Raw genomic sequence first — 12,514 nt, 5'->3', positions numbered from 1 at the left:
AGGGCTAAAACGGCCCTCAATGGAAGCGGGCCAGTCCCCAAACATGGTGAGATCAGGCTCATTCCAGCCTGATCTCTGCTGAAATAGTCCAATCCGAACAATTGGTGGACCGCGACTGGCTATGCGGGCTTGTTGTCCAGAGCTTCCCTAAGTGATCTCTCACTCCATTGCTTTCAATGATCAACAGCAGCCAATGGGGCGCATCCTAGTTCGCAAAGTCAAAGGTTTCATGAAGGCTTGCCAGTTTGCCGCTTGGAGCTGGCCGATCTCAGCAGTCCCTTCCTACAGCGTGCGGCGCTGGTATCTACGTCGGGTGTTGCGCTACTCGATCGCTCGAAGCGCGTCGATCCACGGTGGTTGCTGGGTTACTGGTTTTCGTCTATCTCTAGGCGCCAACAGTGTGATCAATCGCAACTGCCGCCTCGATGCTCGCGGTGGCATCACGATCGGCAGCAATGTGAGCATTTCGCCGGAGTGCTATCTGATCAGCGCCAGCCATGATCCCCATTCACCTGGGTTTGGAGGGTCAACAAAGCCAACCGCTGTGAGCATCAACGATCATGCCTGGCTTGGGGTGCGGGCCATCGTGTTACCCGGCGTCACCATCGGCCGGGGGGCGGTAGTCGGGGCCGGCGCCGTCGTCACCCGGGATGTGGAACCCCTGGCAATCGTGGCTGGGAATCCCGCGCGTGTCATTGGCCGCCGCCGATGTGAACCTCAGTACGAACTGAACTGGCAGCCCTGGTTTGACACCGACATCTGCTGAGAAATGATCCATGTTGCTGATCGCTAACAAGAAGGAACGGCAATGGTTGGTATTCGTGATCTGCCAGGATCCAGCCAATTCTTCCGGCGCATGCCATCGCTCCCGCCAACTGCTGGAGATCCTCGAAGTTGCAGGCTGGAACCTCCATCCCGTAGCCGACCCAACCCCTCCGCCTTCACGCTGGGCAACTCTTGGGGCTGGACTGGATGCAGCCAGTCGTCATGGCCCACTGCTGCCTTTTGGTATTGAAAGCCTGCGTAGCCAGGGCCATGGGGGCCTGGCTGTGGCTGAGCTGCTGAAACGTTACCCACGCCTGGAGGGTGTGATCATTGAAGGTACTGGCTATGGGGCTCTCGCCTCCGTGGCCATCTGGAAGGCGCATGGCCGTCGAACCGTGATGGTGCCCGCCAATATCGAATCATTGGCCCCCAATACCGGCACCTGGACCCACCGCCGCCGTGATGTGGCGCGGCGCTTCGCCGATGAACGTCCCTGGTGGGCGATGGCCGATGCCATCTTCACCATTTCCCCTGAAGAGTCCTGGTGGCTGCAGTTGCATGGCATCACAGCTGAGCCGCTTCCCTACCATCCACCCTCCGATGTCCGTCGCCGCCTGGAGGCTATTCGACAAAATCGGCAACCTGATACTGAATTCGGTTATCTCTGGCTAGCCGATTTTCGAAATCCAGCGAATCAGGAAGGACTTTCCCGAATGCTGAAAGTGTTAAGAGAGTACGGGGCTCCTCCCCATCCAATTCAGGTGGTGGGAATTGGCAGTGATAAGCTACGAGATCGTTTTGACCTTGGCCAGAACCAATCGATCCACATCCGTGGTGAAGTGAGCGACATGGAACTACAACACTGCCATGAGCGTTGTCTGGCTCAACTCATCGTTCATCCGCCTTCGTCAGGCATGCTCACCCGGGTGGTGGATGCTGCGTTTGCCGGTATTCCAATTGTGGGAAACAGCATGGCTCTGAAGAGTTATCAACATCTGTTCATGGACAATTTGCTGATCGAGGGCTCCTGGCCGACCTATCCCAGGGTGATCGGAGCCCCACAGCATCCCCGCCAGGCCGAAGCGTCACTGCATGCCGTCATGGCGGGTGATCTTCTCCAGCCCTGATGCGTCTGCTACACCTCTCCAACGACCTCTACCCTCGCGTCACGGGCGGCACCGAGATCTTCGTTCACCAGCTGAGTGAAGCCCAGCAGCAGCTCAAGCCCACCCCCGCAATCCTCTGGGCCGCCCACGAGGCACCTCTGTCCTCGCCGGACCATGCTTACCAGGCCAGGCTTTTGAAGGAACAGCGGCTGTTGCCACCCATTCAGCCCGGAAATCGCCGCCAGCAGGTGGCCTCCACGGCGGCGGAGATTCCTGGCTTCAGCGAGCTGCTCCAGGAGTTCCGCCCCGACGTTGTGCATCTTCACTCCTGGAGCGGTCGCTGCGGCCTCAACCATGCCAGGGCCGTGAAGGCCTTCGGGGCGCGGCTGGTGATCACTGTGCATGCGCCGGGGTTCAGTTGCATCAAGGGCAATCTGATCGATGCCAGCGAAACCATCTGCGATGGTGTGCTGCGCCAGCGGCGCTGCACCCGCTGCCGTCTGCACAATGGCGGTGTGCCCCGTTTGATAGCTGCTGCCGTGGCTCTCCAGAGCGGCTGGCCGCTGGATGCCGAATCCGCTGGTTCGCTCGCCCATGTGCTCACCGCGCGGCAGCTCACCGCTGCGTTTCACCAGGCATGGCTGGAGCTCACCGAGCTGGCTGATGCCATTCACGTGCTTGCCGCATGGAGTCGGGATGTGCTCCTGCGCCAGGGAATTACAGAACAGAAGATCCATCTGATCCGCACGGCCGGCCCGCCACTGTTGCCGCCGCGACAGCGCCGGCCAATGCAGGACGGCGTCCTCCGCCTGGTGTACTGGGGCCGCTGCCATCCGGTGAAGGGCTTGCACCTGGTGATCGAGGCGATCCGCCGGCTGCCTGCAGAGGCCCCGATCCAGCTGGATTTCTATGGCCCCTATTGGGACAGTGCCTACGGCCAGCAGCTGCTTGAGCGCATCTCCGTCGACCATCGCTTCCGGCTGATGGGCAACCGGCCTAAGGATCAGCTGCTGCCGCTGCTGCAGGGCTACGACCTGGCGGTGGTGCCCTCCACATGGCTGGAAACCGGGCCTCTGACGGTGCTGGAGGCCTTTGCTGCAGGGCTTCCGGTGGCGGGGAGCAATCTGGGCGGGATCAAGGAGTTGCTGGATGGCGCTGCAGGGCACCTGCTTCCACAGGAAGCCAAGGCTTGGCAGCACTTTCTGCAGCGCTCTTTGAACAATCCTGAAGCGCTCAAGCAACCCCCGCTGCTGGTCCGTGCCTTCTCAGCTGTTGCCACAGAATTGCTCCCGGTCTATGCATAAGCCACTGCTCACGTCAACCATGCCATGCCCAATTTGCCAGGCCAATGACCTACGGCTGGATTGCGCTTCCACCTGGGAAAACATTCCACGATCCTCCCGACGCTATAACTATTCAGGCTGCAGGTCTTGCCAGGTGATTTCATTGTTGCCTGCGCCCAGCAGGGTTGATCTTTCCGATCACTATGCGCATATTGATGGCGCGGCATCCAGCAGGGCAGGGCAACAGACTGAAGCCTTGTCAACTCCCCAACGTGGGAAGCGCTCCTTGCTTGGCGGATATTGGCGGTCCGTGAATGATCCTTATCCCTATCTCTCCTCAACAAGGGCTCCAAGTGTGATCAGCCCCATTGTGGATCTGGGAGCTGGAAGTGGCTCGTTCTGCCTGTTGGCCCAGGCAATAGATTATGCGGTATCCGGCATCGAGCAATCTTCAAACTCCGTCGCAGAAGCAGTTTCAGCGGGGGCCCGTGTACACCAGGGAGATGTTCTCCATCCTGCCAAGCTCCCTGAAATCAAGTCCGCCAAAACAGTCACAATGAACCATGTGCTGGAGCATCTGATTGATCCAAGGGAGTTTCTTCAGGAACTCCATGCCGCGATGGCACCAGACGCCACCCTGATCCTCATGATCCCGAATCCTGGATGCCTGTGGCGCCTTCTTTTCAAGAGCGCCTGGCATGGCTGGGATCCACCCAGCCATGTCCATCACTACCCCGCTTCAGCCCTGAAGCGCATTCTTCGGCAAACCGGGTTTCAGAACGTCAAGATTGATACAAAAGCACGGCCGGATGGGTTCACCAGGAGCCTGATCCATTCAGGCCGGCTTCCTCAGGCCCGGTACCTGTGGTTGCGGTTGCTGCTGCTTCCCCTCCTGCCGATGATGGAGGCCTTTGGGCTTGGCGATGAGCTGATCTGCATCGCCACCAAGCGATGACAGGCGGCCAACCCCGCTGTGATCTGTTCATCGTTCTTGGTTCCCTCGTAGCCGAAGGCTGCCCCCAGCTGGCCTTGCAGTTAGCGCGGCACTGGAAGGCGCAGGGGTTGGTGGTGGAACTGCTCTGCCTGAGCCCTGAAGCCGATGATCTGCGGCCGGAGTTTGAGGCGCTGGCCATCCCCATCCATACCATCTCGCTCGGCTCAGGGCTGGCGCGCTACCCGCGCCTGACCTGGCTCAGCTTCCGGCTCTGCCGCTGGCGGCGGCCCCAAGCCGTGCTGAGCTTTCCGCTGGGCTGGCACTCCTTGCTGGCCCTGGGGGCTCGGGCGGCTGGGGTCAGGCATGTTTGCGCCCACGTGGGCAACCTGCCGCCGGTGTGGACTGGGCGCGCTTTCGGCAAGTTCAAGGCCCTGGTTCAGCTGGGGCGTCCTGTCACCAACCGCCTGCTCTGCTGCTCCGATTACATCCGCACGGCCACGCTCCGCGATTTTGGGCTCCATCCACAGGAAACCGCCACCGTCTACAACGCCTGCGATCTGGACCGCTTTGCCACCCAGGTTCGGGCCCCATCCCCTCCAGGTCCGCCCCGCATCGGCATGGTGGCGCGGCTGGAACTCCACAAGGATCAACCCACCTTGATCCGGGCCGCAGCCCTGCTCCGCGATCAGGGGGTGCCCTGCAACGTGTGGCTGGTGGGGGAAGGAAGCAATCGCCCCCAGCTCGAAGCCCTGATCGAAGAGCTGGATCTGGCCGATCAGGTGCAGCTGCTCGGCATGCACCGCGACATCCCCGAGCTGCTGGGCCAGCTGGATCTGTTCGCGTTCGCTGCCAAGCCCGATGAGGGCTTCGGCATTGCCTTGGCCGAGGCGATGGCCGCCGGCGTGCCGATCGTGGCCACCGATGTGGGCGCCTGCCGCGAGGTGCTCGAAAATGGTCGCTGCGGCTTGCTGGTGGAGCCCAGCTCCCCCCAAGCCCTGGCCGCTGGCATCGGCACCGTGCTTGCTGACCCAGCCGCTGCCGCCCGGCGGGCAGCGACCGCCCGCGAGCGGGCCCTAAGGGATTTTTCGGTTGAAGCCATGGCCCTGGCCTACGGGCGGGAACTGGGGCTCTCGGTAGCCTGAATCCATGACCGCTTCACCCGCCCTCTCCCCCCTGGAGGCCTTGCGCCGGCAGCGTCATGCCCGCTGGCTGGCTGCGTTCACCAGCAGCCTGGTGAAGGTCATTGGCGCCCATGCTCAGCCGGGTGACGAGCCGATCGAGATGATTCTGTTCGGCTCCAGGGCCCGGGGTGACTGGGATGGCTATTCCGATGTCGACCTGCTCGTAGTAGCAGGGGATCAGGCTGTGGCCGACCTCTGGGCCGATCGCCTGCTCGAGGCCGGTATCGGATCGGATGTGGTGCCGGTCAGCCGAATCTGCTGGCAGTCGTGGGTTGATTCTCCTTCTCCCCACTGGCGAGCGGTGCGCTCCCAAGGCATTCCCCTGCTCCGCTGGCCCTCGTGAATCCTCGACCGAAAGCCTGGCTGGCCCAGGCCCGCAACGACCTCGACCTCGCCGAACTCGCCAGCCGAAACGGGTTCCTCGCCCAGGCCTGCTACTTCGCTTCGCAGGCTGCCGAAAAAGCTCTAAAAAGCGTGATCCTGGAACTTGGAGAGGAACCGCCCCACACCCATGTTCTGGGAGATCTGGTGCGGCAGCTGGAAGCAGCAGGTCTTGACACATCGGCGCTGGCTCCTCTGGCCCTCAAGGCTCTCAGCAGGATGTCGATCAGCTCGCGTTATCCGATCGATGCCACGCCACCATCAGACTTGTTTGACCAAGCCGATGCCGAACAGGCCATCGGCACGGCAGCCGCGGTAATCCAGGCCCTCGCCGCCATGGATCAGACCCCATCGTGATCGAAAAACAGCGCCAGGCAGCCTCGATGCTTGCAACGCCCTGTAGGTTTCGAACGGACTGTCTCCCGCACCATGACCCGACTCAATCTCAGCGAGCTGGCCGCCCGATCGGCTGCCGCGGGCGTGGGCGTCAGTGGGTTCGTTTCAAGGCAGCAGGCGGATGCTGTTGCCCTCAAAGAACTCCAAGACTGGCTGCTGGGGCAATGCGAGAGCCAATACTTTCTCCACTACCTGAGGGGTGGCCTTCAGCATTGGTCAAGACGTTGGGAGTATCCCTACGTGCTGAGCCAGGTCGCACGCTGGATCAGCAGCAGAGCGGACCCGGCAGCTCCCTGCACCCTGTTCGACAATGCCTGTGGGGTGAATGCCACCGCCTACCTGCTGGCCACGGCCGGGCATCATCTGATCGGCACGGATCTTGGTGATCAGCCTTCAGCGGAAGGCGATCTTCCCTCCAGCGCCTGGAGCCACCCTGATCTTGCCGCTGTTGGCGGAAGCCTTCACTTTCAGACGGCGGATTCGCTGGCCCTTCCTTTCCCCGACGCCCATTTTGATGGGTCCTATTCGATTTCATCCCTGGAGCACATGCCCGACCCGATCCAGGCTGTGCGGGAGATGATCAGGGTGACCCGGCCGGGGGGGCTGGTCACCTTCACGATGGATGTGGCGCCTTGCCCGAGCGCCGTGGCCGATGAGAGCCAGGTGAATCGCTCCAACTTCGCCGACCTTCAGGCCTTGCTGGCCTCCAGCACCGATTTCTTCAGTCCACCCTGCTTTATGATTCCGGATGATGCCCTGAGCTGGCGACAGGATTGCCGGCGATCCTCCGGCCTCCGTGCCGCAGCCGGCCAACTGCGCAGGCGTCTGGTTGGCCAGCCGGAAACCCCCGATTTTCATGTGTTCGGCGGCGCCTACATCAAGCGCTCCTGATGCGCGTGCTGCATGGGCTCTGCGGCCTCCATGCCGCCGGCATCGAAGCCCTGGCCCTGCAGCTGATCCGCCACGCCCCGGCCGGGATTCATGGCGAGCTGCTCAATGCCGACAGCAGTGAGCAGACGATGGCCCAGCCCTTCCAGCTGCTGCTCGACGCCGGCCAGCTTGCTGCGATCCACCAGTGGCCCCGCTGCGATGGCCCGCAGCTGGCCTGGCGCAGCTTTCAGCTCTGCCGCCGGCGCCAGCCGGATGCACTGCTGATCTACCCCTGCAACCGGATGATGCTGTGGTTGGCCCTGGGGGCAAGGCTGGCGGGGGTGCGGCGCATCGCTGTCGCCGTGCAGAACACCGCCCCACCCGCTGCCACGGGTCGTCGTCTGTGGCATCGCCTGTTGAGGTGGTTCCAGAGGCTGGGGGTGGTGGCCGTGCCCTGCACCGAGGCGATCGTGGCCTCGCTCCAGCCCCTGCCCCGCGGCCTGCGGCTGGGGCCTGTGATCGCCAACGGCTGCGACACAGCCTCCATTGCCTCTCGCGCCGCTGCTGTACGGGCGGAGAGGCCGTCGGATGATGCGCGCCGCATCCTCATGGTGGCCCGCCTTGATCCGATCAAAGACCAGGCCACCCTGCTGCGGGCCTTCGCTGGTGTCCGCCTGCCCGGCTGGGAGTTGCAGCTGGTTGGTGACGGGCCGGATCGCCCACGGCTCGAAGCCCTCGCCCAAGAGCTGGGCCTCAATCCAGCCCAGGTGCTGCTCGGCCGCCGCTCCCACATCCCCGAGCTGCTGGGCCAAGCGGATGTGTTCGCCTTCTCCACCACCCCCGCAGAGGGTTTCGGCATCGCCCTGATTGAAGCCCTGGCGGCCGGCCTGGCCGTGATCGCCAGCGATGTGCCCGCCTGCCGGGAGGTGCTGCGCGATGGGGCTGCCGGTGCACTGTTGCCTCCAGGGGATGCTGCGGAGTGGGCGGGGCGATTGTCTGAGTTGATGGTCTCCCAGGAGCAACGGCAGGAGCTGGCGGAGCGGGCCGAGGCCCACGCCGAGGTGTACGACATCAGACTCACGGCCATGCATTGGTACCGGCTGTTGGACTTGGCTACGGATCCCGCTTAACTCGATACGTCCCATGTTGAAAACACCCTGGCGTTGGTTGTTCCCCCGCTTGCAGCGCGCGCTGCCTGCCCATCACGGCAATCCTTTGCTGGCCGTCATGGATCGCATGGCCACCGTGTTTCATGCGCTCTATGAAAATGGCAACTACGATCCTGCCTCCAATGGTGAGGCCTGGTTGCTGAATCGCCTTGCCAGCACGGCTCCACAAGTGATCTTTGATGTGGGGGCAAACCGGGGCGATTACGCCCGTCTGGCCTTGGCGGCTTGCTCCCAGGCTCGCCTCTATGCCTTTGAACCGATGCCCACTGTTTTCCAGCAGCTGGCATGCAGCCTTGGCAAGGAGCCACGGGCAGAAATCTTTCAACATGCTCTGGCAGATCGGAACGGGGAGCTCAACTTCTATTTCGACTCTAGCAATACTGGCAACACCTCAGCGATCGCTGGGGTACAGGATTCGGTCCACGACCTCACGACCGTGGAGTGCCTTCCAGCACAAGCCCAGCGCCTTGACGACTTCTGCTCTGAACACTCCATTGCATCCATTCATCTTCTCAAGATCGACGTGGAGGGATTTGAAGCAAGTGTTCTACGGGGGGGGTGCAGGATGATGTCTGAAGGGAGAGTTGACTGTGTCCAGTTTGAATACGGAAAGGCCAATCTATTCTCGCGTTTCTTCGTGCACGATTACATGCGCGACTATGGCGCCAACTATCTCATCGGAAAGCTTTACCCCAGGGGCATACGTTGGTTTGGCCGTTACTCAGCCAGCCTTGATGATCTGATGGGGCCGAATCTGGTGATGGTGAAGAGAGAGCGCAGGGATCTCATCCATCTCCTGTCTGAGAGCGGGGCGGCCTTGCCTTGATGAACCGCCAGCTGCTCTGCTGCGGCGACGCCACCGATCCAGCCACCTGGAGCAATATCCCCTTCTTCTTGCTCCAGGCCGGCAAGGCTTCCGGCCTGCTGGATGGGGGCCTCGCCCTCCATCCCGAGCGCCTCCGCAGCCGCCAGCGCCTCTGGAACCTGGCCCAGCTGCTGCGCACGGGTCGGCCGGGGGGGTTTCAGTACAGCCGGGGCTTTGCACGCGCGCTGCTGGCCCAGGCACACCTCGATCCCACCCAGTCGCTGCAGCTGCTCAGCCATTTCCCCCTCTTGCCCCCGCAACCCTGGCCCCGCCAGTGGACGATCAACTACTACATCGACGCCACAATCTGCCAGGTGTTCGATGCCTACGGAATCGGATCTCGAATCGCCCCGGCGTTTCAACGGCGGGTGCTCGAACGCGAACGGCAGGGCTACGAGGCGGCGGGGGTGGTGATCTGCATGTGCCGTTGGGCAGCGGATTCGGTGATCGCCGACTACGGCATCGATCCGGCCAAGGTGCATGTGGTGCCTGGCGGCGCCAATCTGGATGAGGCCACCCTCGCCGGGCTGGCCTCCCAACCACCCCCGCCGATTCCCAACCCCGAACACACTCTGCGGCTCGGCTTCCTGGGCAAGGACTGGCGGCGCAAGGGCGGCCCGTTTCTGCTGCAGCTTGCCGATGTGCTGATCGACCGTGGGATCCCTACGGTGGTCCGGGCCATCGGGCCTGAGCCTTCCACGCTGCCGGCCCATCCGGCCCTGCAGCCGCTCGGCTTTCGGAGCAAGCACAGCGACATGGACCGCTTTGTTGCCGAGCTGCGCAGCTGGCACTTCGGCACGCTGTTCTCCGAGGCGGAAGCCTTCGGAATCTCGAACCGCGAATGCCAGCGCCTGGGGGTGCCTGTGCTCACCCATGCGGTGGGGGGCATTGCCTCAACCGTGCCGGATGAGGGCTGCGGCCAGCTCTTCCCGGCGCACCCAAAGGCTGAGGAGGTGGCCGATTGGATCGCGGGCCGGCTGGATTCCTATGAGGGTTATCTGGCTTGGCGCGAAGCCCTTGCTCAGCGGGGCCAGGAGTTCACCTGGGCGGCGGCGGTGGAGCAGCTGGCGGGGATTCTGGGCTGAAGGGATTCACCACAGCCCCACGGGTGGGGATGAAAGCGCGAACGTTGCGGATCGCCAGCTGATGGCCTCGCTTCAGGGCCGTGGCAGCGAGCATCAGGTCAGCGCCGTGATGGCCGAGCTCGGCTGAACGCTGGCCCCAGCGTCTGCCGATTGCGCCATCCAACGGCAGGATCCGATTGCTGTCCATCGACGGCACCCCCTGCAGCCTGACCTGCAGCCACCTGGCGAAGGTGGTGTCTAGCAGGTGCAGTGATGCCCCTCAGGGGCGGGCCTCCAGCTCGGGTTGACCAAAGTTGCCATCGTCCTGGGGGAAATCCTGGAGCAGGAGCACTTGCTATCCCAATCGCACCCAGTCGAGCCTCTTCTCCACAGAAGATCGAAGGTGTTGGTCAAGCTCATATGTATTCTGGCTAGATTGCATAGGAATTTAGCTGGCAACCCAGGTAAAGTCTACTCCTTAGCCTATACCTCCTGGATGACGTCCCCCATAGTGCCATTGCTCGCTGGTTTCTCTACCCATGCGAGGTGGCTGTGAGCAAGAAGTTGTTGACTATCTTTGCACTTTTATTGCCAGTCAGCTTTGCATTAGGGTGGGTTGGTGGAATTAAGCGATGGCCGCCCAGTAATCAGCTGATTGCTTTGGTCAAAGGCATCCCTACGCGACCCCAGCAGCGGGAAGCCATCCTCATGGATATTCGCCCTGCTCACGTCACCTTCGTGGGCGATTCGATTACCGCTGAAGGCCTCTGGAACGAGTATTTCGACCCATCAATCGCTATTGCTAATCGCGGGTTTCCCTCGGCCAGCACTGCGGATGTCCTCGGCAAACTTCCGGTCATTGTTGCCACCCAACCCAGGTTGTATTTAGTGATGCTGGGTGTAAACGATATGCTTTTAAGACATTGGGGTCCCGAGAGAAGCGTGGCGAATCTACTTCAACTACGTCAGAAGATACTTGCGGCAACTCCGGGTAGCCGAGTTGTTTTACAATCTACACTTGAGTGCCTTCCTCCCCATTGCTCCGAACAGGTGTTGAACAACATCCGGTCTCTCAACAGGACTCTGAAAGCTGTTCTCCCCGACTTTGCATTCCTTGACCTCAATAGCGTTCTCGCAAATGCTAAAGGCCTCAATCCTGCGTATACCTACGATGGCATCCACCTCAACGCAAAGGGCTATTTAGCATGGCGGGAGTTACTCAAACCTATCCTCCATCGGCACCTCAGACGTGGTTGATCCGCTTAGTACTTCGACTACACCGGTGCGGCTTCAATCGTTGCAGGCCTTGCGCGCCGTTGCAGCCCTAACGATCGTACTCTACCACTTGGAAAGTGGTCTCAACATTTACATGCCCGTTGAGACCCCGATCAGTCTATTTCGCTGGGGAGATATGGGTGTACCTCTCTTTTTTGTGCTGTCAGGTTTTGTGGTGGCTTTCGCTGGCATGCATCATCCGCGCCCCGCCCTTGAATTCCTCTATGGCCGCCTCTCCAGGCTTTACCCCACTTACCTTTTTACGGCTACACTGTTTATCAGCGCAATCGCCATCCTGCCGGCATCCGGATTCCGTGGTAACCCGCTACCGATTACGCTTGCAGGAATTCAAAAAACATTATTCTTTGAATATGGCCAGATCAGCGGCTACGTGTATGTTGGCTGGGTCCTATACTATGAAGCATGGTTTTATATAGCCTTTGCCCTCGTTATCGCACGTTTTTCGATTGTTTCGCGTCAGCCGTGGTTTTCTGCATTGATCAGTGTAGGACTTATTGCCACGGCCATCACCCAAAGCAACCTAATTAGTTACTTTCTTACCGGTATTGCCGCTTTCCTGCTAGCAGTCAATCCAGGACAAGTGCCCCTTCGCTCCCCCTGGAAGGCAGCCCTTCTAGTGGCGGTTGTTGCCAATTTCCTGAGCACCCCTATCGCGCTACTGGCTTTTGCATTGGTGGTGTTTCTGTACTTACTTGAAACATCTAACTACCTATCAAGCAAGAGTTTTTCCAAGCATATTGTTGCTGCTTTCAGGTTCCTCCAGCTCCTTGGGAATTCCTCCTATTCTATTTATCTTGTGCAGGTGCTTACGTTGAGCGCTAGTCTCAAAGTTAGTGAAGGGCTAGTGCGAGCTCTTCTTCCTGATCTTGGCTCAAGCTATCAATATACTGCTTATTGGTTTACCTCAATCTCGCTTGGCCTTACAAGCACCATACTGGCTGGGATCCTGATGAGCCAATACATTGAAAAGCCCAGCTACCAAGCACTAATGCGGTTGAGCCCCATTCGCGCAGCCAAGTATTGCAATAGCGCTAAGAGTTCCAGCCGTAAATTAACCCGTTGATGCTGGGCCCGTGCCGGTGACTTTCAGGGAAGGTGTCACTCCTTGGCTGCCACTCAGGCGGCCTGGACCAAGGCTAGCGCGAGGATCGGTTCGGGCTCTTCTGGTGGCTTGTTGATCCACACTTCTTCGGGTTGACGCCAG

13 protein-coding genes are annotated in these 12,514 nt (G+C 60.8%); all 13 read left to right on the top strand.

What is annotated here, in order from left to right:
• Positions 1 to 151: 151 nt before the first annotated feature.
• The 13 genes from KBY66_RS15280 (at position 152) to KBY66_RS15220 (ending at position 12,373) form a co-directional block, all read left to right on the top strand.
• Positions 152 to 766, top strand: a complete 615-nt coding sequence (locus KBY66_RS15280; RefSeq protein ID WP_255090481.1) for an acyltransferase — start codon at positions 152 to 154, stop codon at positions 764 to 766.
• A 10-nt stretch (positions 767 to 776) separates the two neighbouring features.
• Positions 777 to 1,892 (top strand): hypothetical protein, encoded by a 1,116-nt coding sequence (locus KBY66_RS15275; protein ID WP_255090480.1) that lies wholly within the window; start codon positions 777 to 779, stop codon positions 1,890 to 1,892.
• Positions 1,892 to 3,175, top strand: coding sequence for a glycosyltransferase (locus tag KBY66_RS15270; RefSeq protein ID WP_255090479.1), 1,284 nt, complete (start codon positions 1,892 to 1,894; stop codon positions 3,173 to 3,175). Before KBY66_RS15275 ends, KBY66_RS15270 begins: the two co-directional genes overlap by 1 nt.
• Positions 3,176 to 3,464: 289 nt before the next feature.
• Entirely contained in the window at positions 3,465 to 4,109 is a 645-nt protein-coding gene (locus tag KBY66_RS15265; protein ID WP_255090478.1) for a class I SAM-dependent methyltransferase, read from the top strand.
• Complete coding sequence (locus KBY66_RS15260) at positions 4,106 to 5,230, top strand: glycosyltransferase (RefSeq protein WP_255090477.1); 1,125 nt, start codon at positions 4,106 to 4,108, stop codon at positions 5,228 to 5,230. The genes KBY66_RS15265 and KBY66_RS15260 overlap by 4 nt, the downstream gene beginning before the upstream one ends.
• 4 nt (positions 5,231 to 5,234) lie before the next feature.
• A complete protein-coding gene (locus KBY66_RS15255) occupies positions 5,235 to 5,612 on the top strand; it encodes a nucleotidyltransferase domain-containing protein (protein WP_255090476.1) in 378 nt (125 codons plus the stop codon).
• Entirely contained in the window at positions 5,609 to 6,007 is a 399-nt protein-coding gene (locus KBY66_RS15250; protein WP_255090475.1) for a HEPN domain-containing protein, read from the top strand. The genes KBY66_RS15255 and KBY66_RS15250 overlap by 4 nt, the downstream gene beginning before the upstream one ends.
• A 72-nt stretch (positions 6,008 to 6,079) precedes the next feature.
• Positions 6,080 to 6,937 carry a class I SAM-dependent methyltransferase gene (locus KBY66_RS15245; protein ID WP_255090474.1) on the top strand — a complete coding sequence of 286 codons (858 nt, stop codon included), beginning with the start codon at positions 6,080 to 6,082 and terminating at the stop codon, positions 6,935 to 6,937.
• Positions 6,937 to 8,046: a glycosyltransferase gene (locus KBY66_RS15240; protein WP_255090473.1), complete on the top strand. Its 1,110-nt coding sequence runs from the start codon at positions 6,937 to 6,939 to the stop codon at positions 8,044 to 8,046. Before KBY66_RS15245 ends, KBY66_RS15240 begins: the two co-directional genes overlap by 1 nt.
• Positions 8,047 to 8,095: 49 nt before the next feature.
• Entirely contained in the window at positions 8,096 to 8,911 is an 816-nt protein-coding gene (locus KBY66_RS15235) for an FkbM family methyltransferase (protein ID WP_255090472.1), read from the top strand.
• Positions 8,911 to 10,035, top strand: a complete 1,125-nt coding sequence (locus KBY66_RS15230; protein WP_255090471.1) for a glycosyltransferase family 4 protein — start codon at positions 8,911 to 8,913, stop codon at positions 10,033 to 10,035. The genes KBY66_RS15235 and KBY66_RS15230 overlap by 1 nt, the downstream gene beginning before the upstream one ends.
• Positions 10,036 to 10,560: 525 nt before the next feature.
• Positions 10,561 to 11,271 carry a GDSL-type esterase/lipase family protein gene (locus KBY66_RS15225; protein WP_255090470.1) on the top strand — a complete coding sequence of 237 codons (711 nt, stop codon included), beginning with the start codon at positions 10,561 to 10,563 and terminating at the stop codon, positions 11,269 to 11,271.
• A gap of 40 nt (positions 11,272 to 11,311) precedes the next feature.
• Positions 11,312 to 12,373 (top strand): acyltransferase family protein, encoded by a 1,062-nt coding sequence (locus KBY66_RS15220; protein WP_255090469.1) that lies wholly within the window; start codon positions 11,312 to 11,314, stop codon positions 12,371 to 12,373.
• Positions 12,374 to 12,514: the final 141 nt, after the last annotated feature.

It is taken from the genome of Synechococcus sp. Tobar12-5m-g (genome assembly GCF_024345415.1).
Classification (GTDB): Bacteria; Cyanobacteriota; Cyanobacteriia; order PCC-6307; family Cyanobiaceae; genus Regnicoccus.
This window is presented reverse-complemented; position numbering and strand designations above follow the sequence as displayed.